General features: G+C 74.2%; 19 protein-coding genes. 7 read left to right on the top strand and 12 right to left on the bottom strand.

The window, feature by feature from the left end:
- Positions 1-94 precede the first annotated feature (94 nt).
- Both ABWI07_RS39650 and ABWI07_RS39655 read left to right on the top strand, forming a co-directional pair.
- Positions 95-1390, top strand: coding sequence for an isochorismate synthase (locus ABWI07_RS39650; RefSeq protein ID WP_353821669.1), 1296 nt, complete (start codon positions 95-97; stop codon positions 1388-1390).
- 25 nt (positions 1391-1415) lie between these two features.
- Positions 1416-2456, top strand: a complete 1041-nt coding sequence (locus ABWI07_RS39655; RefSeq protein ID WP_149258510.1) for a helix-turn-helix transcriptional regulator — start codon at positions 1416-1418, stop codon at positions 2454-2456.
- A gap of 43 nt (positions 2457-2499) precedes the next feature.
- On the opposite strand, the gene ABWI07_RS39660 is transcribed toward ABWI07_RS39655, so the two are convergent.
- The 3 genes from ABWI07_RS39660 to ABWI07_RS39670 are packed head-to-tail and all read right to left on the bottom strand — an operon-like array spanning position 2500 to position 5803.
- The gene (locus ABWI07_RS39660) at positions 2500-3882 is read right to left on the bottom strand and encodes a hypothetical protein (protein WP_353821670.1); all 1383 of its coding nucleotides are present in this window, start codon (positions 3880-3882) and stop codon (positions 2500-2502) included.
- Between the two features lie 52 nt (positions 3883-3934).
- Positions 3935-4750 carry an Fpg/Nei family DNA glycosylase gene (locus ABWI07_RS39665; protein ID WP_149258512.1) on the bottom strand — a complete coding sequence of 272 codons (816 nt, stop codon included), beginning with the start codon at positions 4748-4750 and terminating at the stop codon, positions 3935-3937.
- A gap of 21 nt (positions 4751-4771) precedes the next feature.
- On the bottom strand, positions 4772-5803 hold the full coding sequence (locus ABWI07_RS39670; RefSeq protein ID WP_353821671.1) for a fatty acid desaturase family protein: 1032 nt from the start codon (positions 5801-5803) through the stop codon (positions 4772-4774).
- Between the two features lie 225 nt (positions 5804-6028).
- Here ABWI07_RS39670 and ABWI07_RS39675 point away from each other — a divergent pair, with 225 nt between their 5' ends.
- Positions 6029-6817, top strand: coding sequence for a tyrosine-protein phosphatase (locus tag ABWI07_RS39675; RefSeq protein ID WP_149258514.1), 789 nt, complete (start codon positions 6029-6031; stop codon positions 6815-6817).
- A gap of 260 nt (positions 6818-7077) precedes the next feature.
- On the opposite strand, the gene menD is transcribed toward ABWI07_RS39675, so the two are convergent.
- The 3 genes from menD to ABWI07_RS39690 all read right to left on the bottom strand — a co-directional run bounded on the left by menD (position 7078) and on the right by ABWI07_RS39690 (position 10854).
- Positions 7078-8745, bottom strand: coding sequence for a 2-succinyl-5-enolpyruvyl-6-hydroxy-3-cyclohexene-1-carboxylic-acid synthase (menD, locus tag ABWI07_RS39680; RefSeq protein ID WP_149258515.1), 1668 nt, complete (start codon positions 8743-8745; stop codon positions 7078-7080).
- Entirely contained in the window at positions 8742-9692 is a 951-nt protein-coding gene (locus ABWI07_RS39685) for an o-succinylbenzoate synthase (protein ID WP_353821672.1), read from the bottom strand. Before ABWI07_RS39685 ends, menD begins: the two co-directional genes overlap by 4 nt.
- Positions 9693-9954: 262 nt before the next feature.
- On the bottom strand, positions 9955-10854 hold the full coding sequence (locus ABWI07_RS39690; protein WP_149258517.1) for a 1,4-dihydroxy-2-naphthoyl-CoA synthase: 900 nt from the start codon (positions 10852-10854) through the stop codon (positions 9955-9957).
- Between the two features lie 112 nt (positions 10855-10966).
- Here ABWI07_RS39690 and ABWI07_RS39695 point away from each other — a divergent pair, with 112 nt between their 5' ends.
- The 3 genes from ABWI07_RS39695 to ABWI07_RS39705 all read left to right on the top strand — a co-directional run bounded on the left by ABWI07_RS39695 (position 10967) and on the right by ABWI07_RS39705 (position 14856).
- On the top strand, positions 10967-12130 hold the full coding sequence (locus ABWI07_RS39695) for an AMP-binding protein (protein WP_353821673.1): 1164 nt from the start codon (positions 10967-10969) through the stop codon (positions 12128-12130).
- A gap of 81 nt (positions 12131-12211) precedes the next feature.
- Positions 12212-13249 carry a cation diffusion facilitator family transporter gene (locus ABWI07_RS39700; protein WP_149258519.1) on the top strand — a complete coding sequence of 346 codons (1038 nt, stop codon included), beginning with the start codon at positions 12212-12214 and terminating at the stop codon, positions 13247-13249.
- Between the two features lie 257 nt (positions 13250-13506).
- On the top strand, positions 13507-14856 hold the full coding sequence (locus ABWI07_RS39705) for an RNA polymerase sigma factor (RefSeq protein ID WP_149258520.1): 1350 nt from the start codon (positions 13507-13509) through the stop codon (positions 14854-14856).
- Positions 14857-14925: 69 nt separating this feature from the next.
- On the opposite strand, the gene ABWI07_RS39710 is transcribed toward ABWI07_RS39705, so the two are convergent.
- Both ABWI07_RS39710 and ABWI07_RS39715 read right to left on the bottom strand, forming a co-directional pair.
- Positions 14926-15816 carry an ABC transporter permease gene (locus tag ABWI07_RS39710; RefSeq protein WP_149258521.1) on the bottom strand — a complete coding sequence of 297 codons (891 nt, stop codon included), beginning with the start codon at positions 15814-15816 and terminating at the stop codon, positions 14926-14928.
- Between the two features lie 2 nt (positions 15817-15818).
- Complete coding sequence (locus ABWI07_RS39715) at positions 15819-16802, bottom strand: ATP-binding cassette domain-containing protein (RefSeq protein WP_149258522.1); 984 nt, start codon at positions 16800-16802, stop codon at positions 15819-15821.
- A 118-nt stretch (positions 16803-16920) separates the two neighbouring features.
- Here ABWI07_RS39715 and ABWI07_RS39720 point away from each other — a divergent pair, with 118 nt between their 5' ends.
- On the top strand, positions 16921-17463 hold the full coding sequence (locus ABWI07_RS39720) for a MarR family winged helix-turn-helix transcriptional regulator (protein ID WP_353821674.1): 543 nt from the start codon (positions 16921-16923) through the stop codon (positions 17461-17463).
- On the opposite strand, the gene ABWI07_RS39725 is transcribed toward ABWI07_RS39720, so the two are convergent.
- The 4 genes from ABWI07_RS39725 to ABWI07_RS39740 all read right to left on the bottom strand — a co-directional run bounded on the left by ABWI07_RS39725 (position 17415) and on the right by ABWI07_RS39740 (position 21939).
- Positions 17415-18146 (bottom strand): sirohydrochlorin chelatase, encoded by a 732-nt coding sequence (locus ABWI07_RS39725; RefSeq protein WP_353821675.1) that lies wholly within the window; start codon positions 18144-18146, stop codon positions 17415-17417. The genes ABWI07_RS39720 and ABWI07_RS39725 overlap by 49 nt on opposite strands.
- Positions 18139-19353, bottom strand: coding sequence for a uroporphyrinogen-III synthase (locus ABWI07_RS39730; protein ID WP_353821676.1), 1215 nt, complete (start codon positions 19351-19353; stop codon positions 18139-18141). Before ABWI07_RS39730 ends, ABWI07_RS39725 begins: the two co-directional genes overlap by 8 nt.
- Positions 19337-19729 carry a nitrite reductase small subunit NirD gene (gene nirD / locus ABWI07_RS39735; protein WP_149258526.1) on the bottom strand — a complete coding sequence of 131 codons (393 nt, stop codon included), beginning with the start codon at positions 19727-19729 and terminating at the stop codon, positions 19337-19339. Before nirD ends, ABWI07_RS39730 begins: the two co-directional genes overlap by 17 nt.
- A gap of 101 nt (positions 19730-19830) precedes the next feature.
- Positions 19831-21939 (bottom strand): molybdopterin oxidoreductase family protein, encoded by a 2109-nt coding sequence (locus ABWI07_RS39740; protein WP_353821677.1) that lies wholly within the window; start codon positions 21937-21939, stop codon positions 19831-19833.
- Between the last annotated feature and the right edge of the window lie 213 nt (positions 21940-22152).

The raw sequence follows: 22152 nt of genomic DNA on the forward strand, positions 1-22152 counted from the left end.
CGCCCCCGCCGCGGACCCGATGTGGCGCACGCCTCACGACCCCCCGCCACCCCGCCCGTTTGAACAGGTTCAAATCTGGCGTACAGTGGCTCACGTGAAGCTCGCCGTGACAGCACCGGACCGACTCACCGTCCGCACCGTCCCGATCCCCGACCCGGGCGACCTCATCGCGCGGCTTCCGCACCCGTCCGCGCTGGCCTGGATCCGCCACGGCGAGGGAATCGTCGGCTGGGGCGAAGCCGCCCGCCTCACCCTCCCCGGCGGCGACGACCGCTTCGACGCCGCCGCCCGCCTGCTCCACGACCTGTTCGGCGCCGCCGCCGTCGACGACCCCGTCGACGTCCCCGGCTCCGGACCCGTCGCCTTCGGCACCTTCGGCTTCGACCCCAAATCCCCCGACTCCACCCTCATCGTCCCCCAGCGCATCCTCGGCCGCCGCGACGGCCGCGCCTGGCTCACCACCATCGGCGACGACACCGACCCCCTCGCCCTCGCCCACCCGCCCCAGGCCCCCACCGGCCTGCGCTGGAGCGACGGCGCCCTCACCGAGGACGCCTGGAAGCACGCCGTCGCCACCGCCGTCGACCGCATCCGCCGCGGCCACCTCGCCCCACCGCCGCCCCGCGCCGCCGACCAGACCGAGCAGACCGGCCGCACCGGCCACCTCGGCAAAGTCGTCCTCGCCCGCGACCTCACCGTCCGCGCCGACACCCCCATCGACGCCCGCGTCCTCCTCCAGCGCCTCGCCGCGCGCTTCCCCGGCTGCTACACCTTCTCCTGCGCCGGCATGGTCGGCGCCACCCCCGAACTCCTCATCCGCCGCACCGGCGGCGACATCGAATCCCTCGTCCTCGCCGGCACCACCGCCCGCGGCGACACCCCCGCCGACGACCAGGCCCGCGCCGCCCGCCTCTTCGCCTCCGCCAAGGACCGCGAAGAACACCGCTACGCCGCCGAGATGGTCCGCGACGCCCTCACCCCCCTCTGCGCCCGCCTCACCGTCCCCGACCAGCCCGAACTGCTCACCCTCCCCAACGTCCTGCACCTCGCCTCCCCCCTGCGCGGACGCCTCGCCGCCGACCGCTCCGTCCTCGACGTCGTCGCCGCCCTGCACCCCACCCCCGCCGTCTGCGGCACCCCCACCGACACCGCCATGGACCTCATCCGCGAACTCGAGGGCATGGACCGCGGCCGCTACGCCGGCCCCGTCGGCTGGGTCGACGCCCGCGGCGACGGCGAATGGGGCATCGCCCTGCGCTGCGCCGAGATCGACGGGACCCGCGCCCGCCTGTTCGCCGGCTGCGGCATCGTCGCCGACTCCGACCCCGACGCCGAACTCGCCGAAGCCCGCACCAAGTTCCGCCCCATGCAGTACGCCCTCCACGGCTGACCACCGCCCCCGGCACACTGGACCCATGCGCGCGAGCCGGCTGCTGTCCCTCCTGCTGCTCCTGCAGACCAGGGAACGCATGACCGCCCGCGAACTGGCCGCCGAACTCGAAGTGTCCGTCCGCACCGTCTACCGCGACGTCGAATCCCTCAGCGCCGCCGGAGTCCCCGTCTACGCCGACCGCGGCCCCGACGGCGGCTACCGCCTCCTCAACGGCTACCGCACCCGGCTCACCGGCCTCACCGCCACCGAAGCCGAATCCCTCACCCTCTCGGCCCTGCCCGGCCCCGCCTCCCAACTCGGCCTCGGCGACGTCCTCGCCGCCGAACTCAAACTCATGGCCGCCCTCCCACCCGACCTGCGCAGCCGCGCCGCCCGCATCCGCGAACGCTTCCACCTCGACGCCCCCGGCTGGTTCCGCTCCCCCGACGAAGTCCCCCACCTGCACGCCATCGCCGACGCCGTCTGGAACCAGCACCGCATCGAGGTGCTCTACCGCCGCTGGCGCCGCCCCCAGCAGGTCACCCGCACCCTCGACCCCCTCGGCGTCGTCCTCAAAGCCGGCACCTGGTACCTCATCGCCCGCGCCGCCGACCCCGCACCCGACCCTCACCCCGCACCCCACCCCGACGCGCCCGCCGACGGCACCGCCGACGCCCCCCGCACCTACCGCGTCTCACGCGTCCTCACCCTGCGCGCCCTGCCCGGCCACTTCGACCGCCCCCACGGCTTCGACCTCGCCGCCTACTGGGCCGCCTACGCCGAACGCTTCGAAGCCGACGCCTACCGCGAACACGCCACCGTCAAGCTCTCACCCGACGGCCTCACCCGCTCCCAGATCCTCCTCCCGCCCACCATGGCCCGCGCCGCCCTCGACACCGCCACCCCGCCCGGACCCGACGGCTGGGTCCACGCCACCCTCCCCATCGAGTCCGTCCGCCACGCCCACGTCGAATTCCTCAAACTCGGCGCCGACGTCGAGGTCGTCGACCCCCCGCACCTCCGCGACATGATCGCCGCCACCGCCCGCGCCATCACCGCCCGCTACACCCCCGCCGACGGCTGACGAGCGCCGACCAGGCGGCCACTCCGCCGCGCGCTCCACACGGCTAAGAGCCGAGAGCAGCCCTACGTCGCGTCTCCGTGAGATGGACGTCGATGTACCTGGCGAGCCTCAGAGCGTCCCCGGGACTGTCGGCCTGAAAGGTGATGCGGCGAAGCAGGCTGACGCCGCTGAGCACGACGCCCTCACGAGCAAGGACGAACAGGAGGGCGAGGAAGGCGCACCGAGCGTTGCCGTCGTCGAAAGGATGGAAGAAGCAGACGTCCAGATAGGCGCGCGCAGCGCGGGCGGTCAACGCCAAGGACCGCTCACCACCCGCCGCACTCTCGGCCAAACAGGCGTCAAAGCGTGCGCGAGTATCCGGCCCGATGCCGTAGCGCTCCCTGCCCCCCTTGGCGAACGCGGGCAGGCTGCGGAACGGCGGCGGCTCCGCAGTGCCCAGGACGTGCTGCTGCCACCCGCTGAGCAACTCGAAGTCGAGCGAAGCGCCGTGCGCAGCGTCGGCCCGCACCCGCTCCAGAGCGGCGAGCAGACCCTCGGCACGGGCAGGATCCACGGCGCCGTCGAAGGCCCGGATGTCCTCCGCGGCGCCGTCACGCGACGAGGCCACCGGCTCCTCCGCGCCATGGGCCGGCCCCTCCGGCCACGGCACGGCCTCGCGCACCGCGAGCCAGCGCCCCAAATGGTCCGGAACGCCGCCGGCGGACCGCACGCCGGCGGACCGCACGCCGTCATCCGGCCGCAGCGACCGCGCAAGCTTTTCCGCGACGTCCTCGACCACCACCGCGTCGGGACCGGTCCAGCTCTCGAACCGCCCGCCGATCGCGTCGTCGACCAGACCCCCCGCCACGTCCCCAGCAACTCCCCAGTGGCTGAGGAACCAGGTGAGCACCTGCATGCAGTGCCCGTACCAGCCGCTGCCGCAGCCGGTGCGGTCGACCACCTGCAGGATCAGGTTCCGAGCGGCGCGCTCCCACAGAATCCGCTGGTCCTCGACGGCGGACAGCTCCAACGGGTACGCCTCGAACCATCCGGCCAGACTCTCCAGCCACTCACGCCACTCGCACAGCGCCGCGACCACACGGGCGAGCGTCTCCTCCGGGCTGGTGATCGAGTCCCGCGGACAGCACCAGTTCCCGACCGGCCCGCCGTCGAAGTCCCCCTCGTCATGCGCCCAGCGCCAGCCCACGACCCAACGGCCGTAGCACTCGACAAGGGCGTGAGACATAGCGTCCGCCCAGGGCTCGGCCACCTCGCGATCCCAAGCACGCATCGCCGAATCAGCGGGGGGAACCTCAGGGCGGCGCGGCACTCGCCGGGCCGGACCGAGCGAACGCACCACCCGCGCCGCGGCCGCGGCGTCGAAAGGATGAAGGGCAGGATCCACCTCAGCCCAGGTCAGATAGGCGGGGGACAGCTCAACGATCACCGCGCAAGCCTGCCACGTCCACCCGGCCCCGCTTCAAGCGGATTTCCGCGCCTCACACCGCCGACGGCTGGCACCCCGGGCACCAGAACAGGTTCCGCGACGCCAGCTCCGCCGTCGCCACCGCCGTCCCGCACACCAGGCACGGCAGGCCCGCACGCCGGTACACGTACACCTCACCGCCATGACCGTCCACCCGCGGCGGACGCCCCATCGCCTCCGGCATGTGCTCCGGGCGCACCGTGTCGATCCGCCCCGCACGCACCCCCGCCGCCATCAACTCCACCAGGTCGTCCCACACCGCCCGCCACTGCCCCGCACTCAACCGCCGCCCCGGCAGCCGCGGATCGATCCCCTGCCGGAACAGCACCTCCGCCCGGTAGATGTTCCCCGGCCCCGCCACCACCGACTGATCCATCAAGAGCACCGCGATCGGCGTCCGCGCCCGGCTGATCCGCCGCCACGCCGCCTCCGGATCGGCGTCCCCCCGCAGCGGATCCGGCCCCAGCCGGTCGCGCAGCAGCTTCACCTCCCCCGGCTCCAGCAGCTCGCACGCATTGGGCCCCCGCAGGTCCGCGAAACCCCCGCCGCCCTCCAGCCGCAGCCGCACCATCCCGACCGGAGCCGGAGCCGGCCCCTCCCCGAACACGTACTTGCCGTAGATGCCGAGATGCACATGCAGCGTCCGCTCGTCCTCGAACCCCAGCAGCAGATGCTTGCCGTGCGCGTCCGCCGACGACAGCACCCGCCCGTCCAACTGGCGCGCACCCTCGGCGAACCTCCCCTGGGGACTCGTGGCGGCGACGGCGAGGCCGCCGAACATCCGCTGATGCTCGGCGGCCAGACGGTGGATCGTGTGTCCCTCGGGCATGGCCCGGAGCATAGCCCCGCGCTACCGCAGCGGCTCCCCGACCTCCCGCATGTGACCCAGCGCCAACCGGTACGACTCCACCAGCCCCGTCTCCGCGTACGGCAGCCCCACCGCCGCGCAGTGCTCACGCACCAGCGGCCGCAGCGCCCGCAGGTTGCACCGCGGAACACCCGGGAACAGGTGATGCTCGATCTGGTAGTTCAAGCCGCCCATCAGCCAGTCCGTCGCCAGACCGCCCCGCACGTTCCGCGACGTCAGCACCTGCCGCCGCAGATGCCCCCACCGCTCCCCCGGCTCCGGCATCGCCATCCCCTTGTGGTTGGGCGCGAACACCGCACCGAGATGCACCCCGAACACCGCGTGCTGAACCGCGACCAGCGCCAGCGCCTGCCCCACCGGCAGCAACGCGAACGCCAGCCCCAGGTACCCCACCGCGTGAAGGACCAGCAGACCACCCTCCAGGACCTGGTCCCGGCGAGCCCGCCCCCGCAGGAACATCAGGCTCCCCACCTTCAGGTTCAGGCCCTCCAGCGTCAGCAGCGGAAAGAACAGCGCGGCCTGGTGCCGCGCCACCCACCGCAGCGCACCCCGCTTGCTCTGCGCCTGCTCACTCGTCCACGCCAGCACGCCCTCCCCCACGTCGGGGTCCTTGCCGACATGGTTCGGATTCGCGTGATGCCGGTTGTGCTTGTCGTTCCACCACCCATGCCCCATGCCCAGCAGCAGGTTCCCAAGCAGCAACCCCAACCACCGGTTCCCCCGCGCGCTCCGCGCGATCTGCCGGTGCCCCGCGTCATGCCCGAGGAACGCCGTCCGCGCCGACAGCACCGCCAGCGGGACGCCCAGCAGCACCGTCCACCAACTGTCCCCCGCCCACGCGACCGCCGCCCACACCGCCGCGGTGGCCGCCAGGTTCAGCCCGATCGCCCACGCGTAGTACCCGCGCCGACGGTCGAGCAGACCGCTCCCGCGGACGCGCCGCGCCAGCGGGGCGAAATCACTGCCGGCCGACCGCTCGGACGGTCGGGACGGGGCGGACAGGGTAGCGGGCATCGAGGCTCCAATCACCGGAGGACGGGACACCGCGCGGGGCGCGGATGAAGACGCCTCGAAAACTACGGAGTGTGAGACCGCCCGGTCGCCCCGCTGCGGAGCCATTCACCACCTGGCTCCCAGGTCCCGGTACCGCGCGGCCCTCCCACCCGCCCGAGCGACCAGCGGCGGAACCGGGACCCTGCACCGAAGCCGGGAAAGGGCCTCCATATAGGGTCACAAGTCATGGACGACGACTCTCGGTGGATCGAACTGGACGGCGCCGTCAACGCCCGCGACCTCGGGGGCCTCCCCACGGTCGACGGCCGCACCACCCGGCGCGGACGCGTTCTCCGGTCCGACAACCTCCAGGACCTGTCCGTCGCCGATGTCCGGCTCCTCCTGGACGACTACGCCCTCAAGAACATCATCGACCTGCGCAGCGACGCTGAAGTCCGCCTCGAGGGGCCCGGTCCTCTCACCCGCGTCCCGTCCGTGACGATCCACCAGCTGTCGCTGTTCGCCGAAGGCGGCCGCCACACCGACGTCGCCGCCGACGTCGCCAAAGCCCTCCCCTGGCAGGAGCGCGCATCCGACGGCCCCGAACAGGACCGCTCCACCGGCCACTACCTCGGCTACCTCGCCGACCGGGGCGACTCCGTCGTCGCCGCCCTGCGCGTCATGACCCGCACCGACGGGTCCGCGCTCGTCCACTGCGCCGCCGGCAAGGACCGCACCGGCGTCGTCTGCGCCCTCGCCCTCGACGTGGCCGGCGTCACCCGCGAGGCGATCGTCGCCGACTACGCCCAGACGGGCGAGCGCCTCGAAGCGATCCTGCGGCGGCTGCGCGCCAGCGACACCTACGCCGCCGACCTCGACTCCCGCCCCGCCGACAGCCACCGGCCCCACGCCGCCATCATGGAGAAGCTCTTCACCCGCGTCGACGAGGAGCACGGCGGGACCCTGGGCTGGCTCGCCGGACACGGCTGGACCACCGAGGACACCGACGCCCTCCGCGAACGCCTCCTCGGCTGACCTCCGCACCGAGCAGACATACCCGAGCCATCGCTCGCCCCTCGCGAGCCCATGGTCCAGGGCCTCAGGAAAACGTAGGCCAAGACGCGCGACCAAGCCGGTTCCCTCTCGGCCGCCGGGCCTTCCTCTAGGTGTGGGGTTTGTTTTTGTGGATATTGGGAGATTGTGTGCACCCAACCCAGGGCCTTTACATTGTAATTTGAATGTTGAAGTAAATGCCGGGGATGCCGCCGTTGCGTGGTCGCCCGGGTTCTCGCAGGTCAGGTGAGGATGTCGCGGACGGCCGCCTGCGCGGCCTTGCGGAGGTCGGCGTGCAGGGCCGCGTTCGCTTCCCTGTCGGTGCGGGCCTCGATGATCCGCAGCCCCTCCCCCGCCAGCGCCTTCGGCAGCTCCGCCGCGGTGCCGAGCCGCCGGTACGGGACGCCGTGCGCGGCGGCGACCGCCTCCAGGTCGACCTGGTGCGGGGTGCCGAAGACCCGCTCGAACGGGCCGCGCAGCGCCGCCTGCGGCAGCAGCGAGAAGATCCCGCCGCCCTGGTTGTTCACCACGACGATCGCCAGGTCGGGACGGCGGTCCCGCGGCCCCACGATCAGGCCGTTCTGGTCGTGCAGGAACGCCAGGTCGCCCAGGAGGGCGTAGGAGCGCCCGCTGTGCACCAGCGCCGCGCCGATCGCGGTCGACACCAGCCCGTCGATGCCGCTCGCGCCCCGGTTGGCCATGATCCGGATGCCGCGGCGCGGCCGCATCACCTGGTCCAGGTCGCGGATCGGCATGCTCGCCGCCGTGAACAGCAGCGACCCGCCCGGCAGCGCCGCGACCAGGTCGCGGGCCAGCCGCGGCTCGCTCACCTCGGGCACGGCGTCCAGGACCGCGTCCACCGCAGCGGCGGCGGCCTGGTCGGCGGACCGCCACGACTTCAGCCACGTGTCGTCGCCCGACACCACCGGGATCTCGACGTCGGGCGCCACCTGCGTCGCCGAGCGGACCGGGTCGGGCCAGTGCGCCAGATCCGGCGCCAGCACGATGTGCTCCTCGGCACGGCGCAGCAGCGACAGCAGCGGGCGCGACAGGCCCGGCTTGCCCAGCGTCACCACCACCTCGGGGCGGTGCCTCTCCACGAACTCCGGGACGCCCAGCAGGAAATGGTGCGACGACAGGGCGTGGTCACCGTAGCGGGCGTTGCCGTTCGGTTCGGCGAGGACGGGCCAGCCGGCCATCGACGCGGCCGCCACGTACCGCTTGACGTTCACGGCGCCGTCCCCCACCACCAGGACGCCGCGCCGCGTCGGCGGGACGTGCAGCACCGAGCCGGGCGTCGCCGGACGCACCTTCGTCCACGCGCCGGTCGCGTCCCCGTCGAGGGGCTCGCACCACGTCTCGTCGCCGTCGGGGATCAGCGGCTCGCGGAACGCCGCGTTCATGTGCACCGGCCCCGCGACGGGCGCCTGCGCCAGCCCCCACGCGCGGCTCACCAGCGAGCGCCAGTACGCCACCATCCCCGGCCGGTTCTCCGGGACGCCGATCTCGGTGCTCCACCGCACCGCCGTCCCGTACAGCTTCACCTGGTCGATCGTCTGGTTCGCACCCGTGTCGCGCAGCTCCGGCGGCCGGTCCGCCGTGATCACGATGAGCGGGACGCCGGACTCGTGCGCCTCGACCACCGCCGGATGGAAGTTCGCCGCCGCCGTGCCCGACGTGCACACCAGCGCCACCGGGCGCCCCGACCGCTTCGCCATGCCGAGCCCTAGGAACGACGCCGACCGCTCGTCGATCCGCACGTGCAGCCGGAGGCGGCCCGCCTCCTCGGCCGCGTGCAGCGCCAGCGCCAGCGGCGCCGACCGCGATCCCGGCGCCAGCACCGCGTCGGTCATCCCGCAGCGCACCAGTTCGTCGACCAGGACGGTCGCCAGCGCGGTCGCCGGGTTCACCGTGCCACCTCGACCACCGCGGGGCCGTCCAGATGGGCCTGCGCGGCGAGCGCCCGTTCCCGCCAGGGCGCGCTCGGCGCCTCCCAGCGGCGCAGCGCCTCCTCGTCCACCACCGGCCGGCGCACCTCGATCTCCCCCGCGACCGGACGCAGCGGGTCGCGCACGACGTCGCCCTCCAGCAGCGACAGCGTCCCCAGCCCGCACGCGTACCGCAGCTCCGGCAGCGCGGCGGCCAGCGCCACCCCCGCCGCCAGCCCCACCGACGTCTCCACCGCGCTCGACACCACCACCGGCAGCCCGCACGCCTCCGCGACCCGCAGCGACGCCGCGACCCCGCCGAGCGGCTGCACCTTCAGCACCGCCACGTCGGCGGCGTCCGCCGCACGCACCTTCAGCGGGTCCTCGGCACGGCGGATCGACTCGTCCGCGGCGATCGGCACGTCCACCCGCCGCCGCACCGCCGCCAGTTCCTCGAGCGTCGCGCAGGGCTGCTCGGCGTACTCCAGCTCCCACCGGTCCAGCGACCGGACCATCCGCGCGGCGCGGTCGACGTCCCAGGCGCCGTTCGCGTCGACCCGGATCCTGCCCTGCGGTCCGAGCGCCGCGCGCACCGCCTCGACCCGCGCCATGTCGTCGGCGTCGGTCTGGCCGCGCTCGGCGACCTTCACCTTCGCGGTCCGGCAGCCGGACTCCCGCGCCATCTCGAACGCCCGCTCCGGGCCGACCGCCGGGATCGTCGCGTTCACCGGGACGCGGTCGCGGACGGGGGCGGGCCAGCCCAGTGTCGCGGCCTCGCGCGCCGCGGCCAGCCAGCGGGCGCACTCGGCGGGACCGTACTCGGCGAACGGCGAGAACTCCCCCCAGCCGGCGGGACCCTGGAGCAGTGCGCCCTCCCGCCGCGTCACGCCGCGGAACCGCGTCCGCATCGGGATGGAGTACACCCGCACCCGCCGACCCCCTGACCGTCAATCACGGCATTTCCGGATCACACCGTGCGCTCGGACCCTTAGTAGTACCACCGAGAACGTATCGAATGGTGACGGGCAACGCCGCCCCGACCCGTTCATGTCCGCCGCACCCGCTCCCCCGCGCCGGATCGCGCCGCGGCCACCGGTTCGCGGGGGTCAGGTCACCGCCTGGCCGCACCCGCATGCACCGTCGACCAAGGGCAGGCGCGAGCCGTCCGGCCGGAGTGCGGGGATCGGACTGTCAGTAGTGCCAGGGGAAACGCGACCAGTCGGGGGTGCGCTTCTCCAGGAAGGAGTCCCGGCCCTCGGCGGCCTCGTCGGTGCCGTAGGCCAGGCGGGTCGCCTCGCCGGCGAAGACCTGCTGGCCCACGAGGCCGTCGTCGATGAGGTTGAAGGCGTACTTCAGCATGCGCTGCGCCGTCGGGCTCTTGCCGTTGACCTTCCGCGCCCACTCCAGGGCCGTCGCCTCGAGCTCGGCGTGCGGGACGACGGCGTTCACCATGCCCATGCGGTGGGCGGCCTCGGCGTCGTAGGTGTCGCCCAGGAAGAAGATCTCCCGGGCGAACTTCTGCCCCACCTGCCGCGCCAGGTACGCCGACCCGAAGCCGCCGTCGAAGCTCGCCACGTCCGCGTCGGTCTGCTTGAAGCGCGCGTGCTCCCGGCTGGCGAGTGTCAGGTCGCACACCACGTGCAGGCTGTGCCCGCCCCCGGCCGCCCAGCCCGGCACCACGCAGATGACGACCTTGCCCATGAACCGGATCAGCCGCTGCACCTCCAGGATGTGCAGCCGCCCCGCCCGCGCCGGGTCGATCGTGTCGGACGTCTCGCCCTCGGCGTACTTGTAGCCGTCCTTGCCGCGGATCCGCTGGTCCCCGCCCGAGCAGAACGCCCAGCCGCCGTCCCTGGGCGACGGCCCGTTGCCCGTCAGCAGCACGCAGCCGATGTCGCTGGACATGCGCGCGTGGTCCAGCGCCCGGTACAGCTCGTCCACCGTGTGCGGACGGAACGCGTTGCGCACCTCGGGGCGGTTGAACGCCACCCGCACCGTCCCGTGGTCGACGGCCCGGTGGTAGGTGATGTCGGTGAAGCCGAACCCCTCGACCTCTTTCCAGGCGTCCGCGTCGAACAGCTCCGAGACCATGTCTTCCTCTCCGTCGGGCGACCGCGCCGCGGCCGGGGCGCGGCGCTCGGGCTCCATTCAACCGGCCCCGCGTTTGAACGCGTTCAGCGGGGTCGTCTACGCTGATGAGATCATGGATCGCCCTCTGCACGCCGTCGTCCTGCCGCCCGGCCCCCGCCTGCTGCGAGCCCTGGCCGACGCCCTGGACGGCGGCCCCGCGATCTCCCCTCTCTCCCCCGACCTGCCCGAGGCCGCGCTGCGCGGACTCCTCGACGCCCTGGCGCCGGACGCGGTCGAGACGGCCGACGGCGTCGTCCCGCACTCCCCCGCCGCCGGGCACGCGCCCGTCGGCGCCGACACGGCCGTCCTGATCGCCACCTCCGGGTCCACCGGCGCCCCCAAGTTCGTCGAGCTGTCGGCCGGCGCGCTGCGCCACTCCGCCGCCGGCACCCTCGCCCGCATCGAGGCCGGGCCCGGCGACCGGTGGCTGTGCTGCCTGCCCACCAGCCACATCTCCGGCGTCCAGGTCCTGGTCCGCGCCCTCGTCGCCGGCACCGACCCGGTCATCGCGCCCCGCTTCGACGCCGCCGCCGTCGCCGAGGCCGGCGGGTTCCACCTCTCCCTCGTCCCCACCCAGCTGCGCCGGCTGCTGGACATCGGCGCCGACCTGTCGCGGCTCGGCGCGATCGTCCTCGGCGGCGCCGCCGCCCCGCCCGGCCTGCTGGCCGAGGCGCGGGGGCGGGGCGCCCGCGTGCTCACCACCTACGGGATGAGCGAGACGTGCGGCGGCTGCGTCTACGACGGCACGCCCCTGGACGGCATGCGCGTCGCGCTCGGCGACGGCGGCCGGATCCGCCTCGCCGGCCCGTCGCTGTTCACCGGCTACCGGCTGCGGCCCGAGCTGACCGCCGCCGCCCGGGACGGCGAGTGGTTCCTCACCCAGGACCTCGGCGCCGTCGAGGACGGCCGGCTCCGCGTCCGCGGCCGCCTGGACGACGTGATCAACACCGGTGGCGAGAAGGTCGTCGCGGGGGAGATCGCCACCGTGCTGTCGCGGCACCCGAAGGTCCGCGACGTCGTCGTGGTCGGCCGGCCCGACCCCGAGTGGGGCGAGCGGGTCACCGCCGTCGTCGTCCCCGCGGCGTCCGGCCTGCCGGAACTGACCGAGCTGCGCGCGTTCGTCCGCGAGACGATGCCCCCGTACGCCGCGCCGCGCGAGCTGGAGCTGGTGGACGCCATCCCGCTGCTGGCGTCCGGCAAGCCCGACCGCGCCCGGCTCCGCGCCCCCGCGCACTGAGCCCCGAGCACTGACGGCCGGACCGCGGAGCACCATCCGGCCCGCGCATGGCACGGCGACCCCCTGGGCAGAGGACGGATCATGGCGGCACAAAGCGGCGGGCGACAGGTCGAAGAGCGGCGGGACGGCGGATCGCACGACGAGAGCCGCCTGACCGTCGCGCTGGCGTTCGCCGCCAATCTCGGTATCGCCGTCGCCAAGGTCGTCGCCGCGCTCATCACCGGGTCGGCGTCGATGGCCGCCGAGGCCGCGCACTCGATCGCCGACACCTTCAACGAGGTGCTGCTGCTGGTGGGGCTGCGCCGCAGCGGGCGCCCCGCCGACCGCCGCCACCCGCTCGGCTACGGCAAGGAGCGCTACATCTGGACCCTGCTCGTCGCCGTCGCGATCTTCGGGATGGGCGCGCTGTTCTCCTTCTACCAGGGGATCCAGACGCTCACCGGGCACCGGGGCGCCGCCGAGTCCGGCACGATCGTCGGGTACGCCGTGCTGGGGGTGGCGTTCGTGCTGGAGGCGGTCTCGTGGCAGCAGGCCGTCCGGCAGGTCCGGGCCGCCGCGCGGGCGGAGGACCTGCCGCTGCGCGCCTACATCCGCCGCACCGACGAGCCCACCGCGGTCAGCGTCCTGCTGGAGGACTCGGCGGCCCTCGTCGGCCTGGTCATCGCGTTCGGCGGCCTCGGCCTGCACCAGCTCACCGGGTCGGCGACCTGGGACGCCGTGGGCTCGCTGCTCATCGGCGTGCTGCTGACCGCCGTCGCGCTCGTCCTCGGCCGGATCAACCTGAACCTGCTGATCGGCTCGCAGGCCGACCCGCGGATCGTCGCCGACGTCCGCGCGCGCCTCGGCGGGGCGCCCGAGGTGGAGTGGGTCGTCGACATCGTCACGGTGACCTTCGGCGCCGACCGCGTCCTGGTCTGCGCCCGGCTCGACTTCCGCGACTCCCTCACCGCCGCCGAGGTCGAGCGGGCCTGCGTCCGGATGGCCCGCGACCTGCGCGCCGCGCACGAGGAGATCGACGAGGTCTTCCTCGAACCGGTCCCCCGCGACGACCCTGAGCTGCGCGAACGCGTCATCGCGCGTTATGGTCGGACATTGCGGCCCAAGAGTCCGGAGGCGTAGTGGCCTTTCTCACGTCGTCGCCGACCCGGGGCCTTTACGAAGTAAGGTAGGAACGGAGCGGTTCGGCGGGTGTGAAACCGCTGGCTGCGGGCACCACGACCGTCTGGATCGCTCCTTCACGATCCCCCGGCGGAGCGCCGCCCGGCGATGGGGCCGGGAACAACAGGCCCGTCCTGCGACGTTCCGTTAAGTGCGTGCGCCACGAGCGAACACAATCCAGCGCCGCACTCACACACCGAAGGGAGGGGGGTGTCCCCATGCCGCGAAGCGCCGTCGAGACCCCGCTCACGGAGTCGCCGAGCCCCGCGCTCAACGACCTCCTGAAGCGTGGCCGCGCCCAAGGGCGCCTCTCGCTCGACGAGGTGAGGGGGGCCTTCGAGACCGCCGGCATCAGCCCGGCCCAGGGCCGCTCCATCCTGCGCGAGCTGTCCGAGGCCGGCATCAGCCTGGCGGGCGAGTCCGACGCCGTCCGCAAGATGGCCGCGGCCGCCGACCACGACGGTGGGGAGACCGCCCAGGACACCTCCGCCGGCGCCGCCAAGAGGCGCGCCGCCCGCAGGGGCGCCGCCAAGCGGACCGCCAAGCCCGCCGGCGCCGCGCCGCGTTCGGGCGGGCAGGGCGACGCCCCGGTCGAGGAGGGGTTCGAGGTCACCGAGGTCGAGGTCGAGGAGACCTCCGCCGACCTGGACGACCAGTCGACCACGATGGGCGACTCCGTCCACACCTACCTCAAGGCCATCGGGCGCCGCCAGCTCCTGACCGCCGAGCAGGAGGTCGACCTCGCCAAGCGGATCGAGGCCGGCCTGTACGCCGAGCACAAGCTGGAGACCGAGGACCTCTCCCCCGCCCTGCGCGCCGACCTGGAATGGGTCGCCGCCGACGGCCGCCGCGCCAAGGCCCACATGCTGGAGGCCAACCTCCGGCTCGTGGTGTCGGTCGCCAAGAAGTACTCCGACCGCGGCCTGTCGCTGCTGGACGTCGTCCAGGAGGGCAACCTCGGCCTGATCCGCGCCGTGGAGAAGTTCGACTACTCCAAGGGCTACAAGTTCTCCACCTACGCCATGTGGTGGATCCGCCAGGCGATCCAGCGCGGCTTCGCCGACTCGGCCCGCACGATCCGGCTGCCCGTCCACGTGCTGGAGATGCTCAGCAAGCTGAGCCGCGTCGAGCGCGACATGCACCAGCGGCTCGGCCGCGAGCCCACCCCCGAGGAACTGGCCGCCGAGCTGGACAAGAGCCCCGAGCAGGTCCGCGAGCTGCTGCGCACCAGCCGCCAGCCGATCAGCCTGGACTCCACCATCGGCGAGGACGGCGAGACCCGCATCGGCGACCTCATCGAGGACACCGACAGCCCCGAGGCCTCGGAGCTGGTGGACCGCCAGCTCATGGCCGACCAGCTGCGCCGCACCCTCGACATCCTGTCCCCGCGCGAAGCCAAGATCATGGCGATGCGGTTCGGGCTGTACGACGGGACGCCGCGCACGCTGGACGAGATCGGCAAGGCCCTCGGGCTGACCCGCGAGCGGATCCGGCAGCTGGAGAAGGAGTCGCTGTCCAAGCTGCGGCACCCCAGCAACGCCCGGCCGCTGCTGGACTTCGCCGTCTGACCCGTCGCAGGCCCGGCAAGCGGAGGGCCCGCGTGACCGCCACGGTCACGCGGGCCCTTCTGCGTTCCGTCAGTCGGCGCGGCGGAACTGCAGGATGGCCACGCCCATCAGGCCCACGCCCATGCCGAGGACGAGAAGGACCTCCAGCCAGATCGGCACCACCCAGCCGCCCCAGGTGACGCCGGGGTCGAACGTCCGCATCAGCTCCGGCGAGACGTCCAGGCGGGAGAACACCGCGTGCCGCAGCGGATCGACGGCGTAGGTGAGCGGGTTGAACCGGGTCAGCACGGTCAGCCACGCCGGGAGCCCGCTCAGCGGGTACAGGGCCCCGGACAGGAACATCATCGGCATCATCGCCATCTGCATGAGGCCGAAGAACGACTGCATGCTGGTGATCCGCGCGGCCATCATGACGCCGAACCCGGTCAGCGCGAACGCCCCGATGAACATCAGGCCGAGCAGCTCCAGCAGCAGCCCCGGGTCGTAGGGGACGCCGGCCAGGCCCGCCAGCGACACGATCACCGCGCCCTGCAGGGTCGCCACCAGGGCGCCCCCCACGCACTTGCCGACGACGATGGCGCTGCGGCTGACCGGCGCGACGAGCATCTCGCGCAGGAACCCGAACTCGCGGTCCCACACGATCGACCCGGCGGAGAACATCGCGGTGAACATCACCGACATCGCGCACACGCCGGGGAAGATGAAGGTCTTCAGGTCGACGGCCCCCGCGGCGCCGCCGCCGCTGGCCATCAGGTTGGACAGCCCGGTGCCCATGACCAGCAGCCACAGCACCGGCTGGACCAGCCCGGACACCATCCGCAGCTTGTCGCGCCAGAACCTGATCAGCTCCCGGTGCAGGACGATCTTCACGGCGCGCAGGTCCTGCCGCAGGCCGCGCTCGGGCACCCGCACCCGGACGACCTCGGCGCCCGCCGCCGCCCTCTCGGCCGTGCTCGCCATCGTCACCTCCTCATCGCGCGCATCGCGACGCGCATGCCGTCGCTCGCCGAGGCCTCGGCGTCGCGGATCGTGGTGCCGGTGAAGGACATGAACACGTCGTCCAGGGACGGCCGCGCCACGTTCACCGACCTGATCGGGACGCCCAGCTCGGCGAACAGGCGCGGCACGAAAGCCTCGCCGGAGGCCACCGGGAACGCGACCGCGCCCTCCGAGACGACGGCCTCCAGCCCGAAGCGGTCCTTCAGCGCGGCGATCGCGGCCCCGTCGTCGGCGGTCTGGATGCGGATCCGGTCCTTGCCGACGCCGGCCTTGAGCGCCTCGGGGGTGTCGAGCGCGACGATCCGCCCCGAGTCCATGATCGCGATGCGCTCGCAGAACTCGGCCTCGTCCATGTAGTGCGTCGTCATGAAGATCGTGATCTCCTCGGCGGCCTGCAGCTGCCGGATGTACTCCCAGATCGACGCCCGGGTCTGCGGGTCCAGGCCGACGGTCGGCTCGTCCAGGAACAGCACCCGCGGCGAGTGCAGCAGCCCGCGCGCGATCTCCAGGCGGCGCTTCATCCCGCCGGAGTAGGTCTGCACCAGGTCGCGGCGCCGGTCCCACAGGTTGACCATCTCCAGCACCTGCCGGATCCGGGCGGCCGTCACGGCGCGCGGCACCCCGTACAGCTCGGCGTGGAAGCGCAGGTTCTGCTCGCCCGACAGGTAGCCGTCGACCGTCGGGTCCTGGAAGACCAGCCCGATGTTGCGGCGGACGGCGTCGCGCTCGCGCACCACGTCGAACCCGGCGACCCGCGCGCTGCCGCCGCTCGGGCGCAGCAGGGTGCACAGCATGTTGATCGTCGTGGACTTGCCCGCGCCGTTCGGGCCGAGGAAACCGAAGATCTCCCCCGACCGCACGGTGAAGTCGATCCCCCGCACGGCCTCCACTTCGCCGAACCTCTTCGTCAGGCCGTCGACCTCGACGGCCGGTCCCCCGTCCGGCATGGGGCCTCCCCTCCGCGATTGGAGCGAACACCCATATTTTGGGCCATCCAACGGTAGGGATAACCTATCTCTCAGGTCAAGAGAAATAGGGCTTGCCAAGAGCCCAGAGGGAGCAGTCGTGGACGACCGGCCCGATCCCCTGTGCGAGTCGCCCGTCTACCTGCTGTTCGAGACGGGCCGGCTCGTGCGGCGCACCTCCGCCCGGCTGTCCCCCGGCCAGCCGAGGCTGCCGTACCTGCTGGTCCTGTCGTGCGTGGTCCGGCACGGGCCGCTGTCGCAGCGCCAGGTCGCCGAGCGGCTGCGCATGGACGCCGGCGACCTCGTCGGCATCGTGGACGCGCTGGAGGGGGCCGGGCACGTCCGGCGGCGCCGCGACCCGCGGGACCGGCGCCGGTACGCGCTGGACGCCACCGAGCACGGGCGGCTGTTCCTCGGCGCGTGCCTGGACGACCGCGCCCGCCTCGACGAGACCCTGTTCGGGGCGCTGTCCCCCGGCGAGACGCGCCTGTTCAAGGAGCTGCTGCTGCGGGTCCTCGCCCACCACGACGACCGGTTCGCCGACGCGCCCGCCCCGCCGGAGCAGGACGGGCCGGGCGCGGCGGACGAACCAGGTCAGCGGGCCGACGCCGACGTCGCGAGCGGGAGCAGCGCCTCGTCGTAGCGGCGCAGGACGACCCGGGCCATCGCGCCGTGCGCGCCCAGCGGCGCCGCCACCGAGTCCGCGCCGCACGCCCGCATCCGGTCGTGGAACCGGCCGGGCGCCAGCAGGTAGGACGCCACGGCGACCCGGCGGGCGCCGCCTTCGCGCAGCCCCGCGACGACCTCGTTCAGCGGCGGGCCGCCCGCCGCGACGAAGCCGTGCGGGACGGGCCGCCCGAGCCGCCGCGCCAGCAGCCGGGCGGCCGCGCGCACGTCGGCCGCGCCCGCCGGGTCGGCGGACCCCGCCGCGCCGAGGACGACGGCGTCCCGGCGGTGCGGCGGAGTCCGGTCCAGTTCGGCCAGCCGGGCGGCCAGCGCGCCGGCCAGCAGCGCGTCCGGGCCGAGCGGCCGGGACGTCACCGCCCCCGGCAGCAGCCGCCCCGCCCGGCCGGGGATGTCGATCAGCGCGTGGTACCCCCGCGCCAGCAGCAGCGGGACCACGACCACCGGTCCGCCGCGCAGCCCCTCCGCCGCCTCCTCCAGCGACGGGCGGGAGAGCTCGCCGTACGCCTCGGCCACCCGCAGGCCCGGCCGCATCGCCCGCACCCGGTCGAGCAGCGCCCGCACGGCCGCGGGCCCCGCCGGGTCGCGGGTGCCGTGCGCCACGGCCAGCAGCGCGGGCGCCCCGGCGCCGGGCTCAGCCACCGGCGCCCGCCGGAAGCCGGTCGACGATCCGCGGGTCGCAGGCCAGCCGGTAGCCGCGCTTGACGACGGTCTCGACGATGCCGGGCCGGCCGAGGCCGCGCCGCAGCCGGGCCACCGCCATCTCCACCGCGTGCTCGTCGGCCTGCGGCCGGGCCTCCCGGGGCCGCGCCTCCCGCGCCCAGCCGTCCCGCGATCCGGACCCGGCGGCCAGCCGGCTCGGCAGGACCCCGCACAGCTCGGCCCGCGACACCACGTGCCCGGGGCGCCGCGCGAGGGCCCGCAGGATCGCCATGGGCGCGGGCGCGATCGGCCGCAGCTGGCCGTCCAGGACGACGGCGTGCCCGCGCAGCTCCAGCGAGAACCCGCGCACCGACAGCCGGCGCGACCGGCGCAGCGGCAGGTCGGAGACCAGGGCCCGCACGAGCGCGCCGATCCGGGCGCGCTCGGGCTGGACGGTCGGGACGCCGCGGTCGGTGAGCGCCTGCGCGGTGACCGGGCCGACGCACGCCGCCACGACGTGGGTGCGCATGGCCTCCAGCAGTGCCTCCTCCAGGTCGTCCTCGGCGGCGACGGCCAGCGTCGCGGCGACCGCGGGGGCGCTGGTGAAGGTGATCGCGTCGATCGTGCCCGCGACCGCCTGCCCGACGAGGCGGCGCAGCGGCGTGGAGTCCTCGGCGCGCGACCACCGGTACACCGGGATCTCGATCACCTCGGCGCCGGCGGCGCGCAGCGCGTCGACCAGCTCCGGCTGGCGCTCGCCGTACAGCTGCACGGCCACGCGCGCGCCGTCCAGATCCTTCTCCACCAGGTGCCGGATCACCTCGGAGCACTCCTCCGACTCCGGCGACCAGCGCTCCTGCAGGCCCGCCGACCGGATCGCGCCGCGCGCCTTCGGGCCCCGCGCCACGATGTCGGTCCCGGCCAGCCGGGCGATGAGGGCGTCCCGCATACCGTGCCCGTCGGCGGCCTCCAGCCACGCCCGGAACCCGATCCCGGTCGTGACGACGACGTGGTCGAGGGGCCCGTCGAGGCACGCCAGGGTGGCGTCCAGCAGTTCGTCGTCGTCCACGAGCGGCACCAGCCGGATCGCGGGGGCCGGCACGACCCTGGCCCCGCGCCGCTCCAGCAGCGTCGCGAGCTCCTCGTGGCGGCGGGCCGCGGTCACGCCGACGGCGAACCCGGCCAGCGGCTCACTGCCGGTGCTCATCGGTGAGCGCCACCTCCACCCGGTCCCCGGAGCGGCGGACCGGGAAGGTCGGCAGCGCCACCCGGGGGTCGTCAAGGCACACCCCGGTCCGCAGGTCGAACACCTGCTTGTACATGGGGGACGCGACGGTCGGCGTCCCGTCCCGGGTGCCGAGGATCCCCCGCGACAGCACGTGGGCGCCGCTGAACGGGTCGAGGTTCGACAGCGCGTACAGGGCCCCGTCGAAGGCCCGGAAGATCGCCACCTGCGTGCCGTCCACCATCGCGCAGGCGCCCCGCTCGGGGGTCAGGCCGGCGTAGGAGCAGATGTCGAACCAGCGGGCCGCGGGCCGGCCCGCCCGCTCCCTGGTGATGGTCGCTTCGGGTGTCGTGGTCATCGCGCGGCAACCTCCTGGCGGGGAACTGTCCGATGGTCCGATACTCGGAAGAGGCGGTTTCGCGGTTGGGTCTCCTTTGTCACCGCCGTGTTAAAAGGGGCTCACCGCGAGGCGCCGAGGGCGGCGCCCTCCTCGGCGGGCAGGGGCCGGAGGCGCACGGCGCAGACCTTGAACTCCGGCATCCGCGAGACCGGGTCGAGCGCGGGGTTGGTGAGCAGGTTCGCGCGCCCCTCCCCCGCCCAGTGGAACGGGATGAAGACGGTGTCGGGGCGGATGGCGCCGGTCACCCGCGCGGTCACGGTCGCCGCGCCGCGGCGGCTCTCCACCCGCACGCCGGCGCCGTCCTCGATGCCGAGGCGCTCGGCCAGGTCGGGGTGCAGCTCGACGAACGGGCCCGGCGCCGCCTCGGCCAGCGGCCGGACGCGCCTGGTCTGCGCCCCCGACTGGTACTGGGCGAGGACGCGCCCGGTGGTCAGGTAGACGGGGTAGTCGCCGTCGACGTCCTCGGCGGCGCCGCGGTGCTCGACGGCGACGAACCGGGCCCGCCCGTCCGGGGTGGGGAAGCGGTCCAGGTAGGGCCTCGGCGTGCCGGGGTGGTCCGGCGACGGGCACGGCCAGAACACCCCGCCCTCGGCCTCGATCCGCTCGTAGGTGATGCCGGAGTAGTCGGCCGCGCCGCCCGCGCCCGCGCGGCGCAGCTCCCCGAACACCGCCTCCGGGTCGGTGCTCCACTCCCCCGGCGCGCCGAGCCGCCCGGCGAGCGCGGCGAGGATCTCCAGGTCGGTGCGGACGCCGTCCGGCGGAGGGACGGCGCGGCGGCGCCGCAGCACCCGGCCCTCCAGGTTCGTCATCGTCCCCGACTCCTCGGCCCACTGCGCGGTCGGCAGGACGACGTCGGCGAGCCGCGCGGTCTCCGAGGGCACGAAGTCGGCCACCACCAGCAGGTCGAGCGCGCGGAGCCGCTCCTCCACGTCCGCGGCGCGGGGCGCCGAGACGACCGGGTTGGACCCGAACAGCAGCAGCGCCTTCGGACCCTCGGCGGTGCCGAGCGCCGACAGCAGTTCGTAGGCCGACCTCCCCGGACCCGGCAGGTCCTCGGGGTCGACGCCCCAGACCTCGGCGACGTGCGCGCGGGCGGCCGGGTCGTCGATCCTGCGGTAGCCGGGCAGCTGGTCGGCCTTCTGGCCGTGCTCGCGACCGCCCTGCCCGTTGCCCTGGCCGGTCAGGCACCCGTATCCCGAGCCCTCGCGGCCCGGCAGCCCGAGCGCCAGGGCCAGGTTGATGTACGCGCTCACCGTGTCGGTGCCGCGGGCGTGCTGCTCGGATCCGCGCGCCGTGAGGACGTGGGCGCGGGAGGCGCGGGCCAGCAGCCGGACGGCCTCGCGCATCAGCGGCACGGGCACGCCGGTGATGCGCTCGGCCCGGTCGGGCCAGTAGGCGTTGGCGACGGTGCGGACCGCCTCGAACCCGGTGGTGCGGGCGGCGATGTACTCCTCGTCGGCCAGGCCCTCGGCGAGCGCCAGGTGCAGCAGGCCGTTGGCGAGGGCGATGTCGGTCCCCGGCGCCGGCTGCAGGTGCAGGTCGGCCTGGCGGGCGGTGGCGGTGCGGCGCGGGTCGACGACGACGAGGGCGCCGCCGCCGTCGCGCATCCGCGCCAGGTGCCGCATGAACGGCGGCATCGTCTCGGCGACGTTGCCGCCCGCCAGCAGGACCGCGCCGGAGGCCGCGAGGTCGGTGACCGGGCCGGGCAGGCCGCGGTCCATCCCGAACGCCCGCCCGGACGCCGCGGCGGCCGACGACATGCAGAACCGCCCGTTGTAGTCGATCTGGGACGTGCCGAGTGCGATCCGGGCGAACTTGCCGAGCTGATACGCCTTCTCGTTGGTCAGCCCGCCGCCGCCGAACACCGCGACGGCGTCCGGCCCGTGCAGCCGCCGCAGCCGTTCCACCCCGGCGGTGACCCGGTCGAGGGCCTCGTCCCAGCCGCACGGCTCGAGCGGCTCGCCCCGGCCGCGGCGCATCATCGGCGAGGTCAGCCGGTCCGGGACGGTGAGCAGCTCCGCCGCCGTCCAGCCCTTCTGGCACAGCCCGCCGCCGTTGGCCGGCACGTCCTGGCGCGGCTCCACCCGCAGGCTCCCCCGGCCGCCGTCGTGCAGGGTCATGCCGCACTGCAGGGCGCAGTACGGGCAGTGCGTAGAGGTCCCGATCATGCGCCGAGGCTCCGCGCACCCGGTTTCGCCGCCGAGTCCCGGGTGTGACCCCGGCGTTAAATGGCTTTCACGCCGCGCGTCCCCCGAGGTCAGGAAGCGGACCGGCCGGGCCGCGACGCCTCTTGACGAACGCGTGTCAAGCGTTGTCGATCCCTGTCATGGCCTATTCGTTGCATTTTGACCCGTTGTCGAACGGATCTGCGGTGGTCCGGC

Source organism: Actinomadura sp. NPDC000600 (assembly GCF_040492135.1).
Classification (GTDB): domain Bacteria; phylum Actinomycetota; class Actinomycetes; order Streptosporangiales; family Streptosporangiaceae; genus Spirillospora.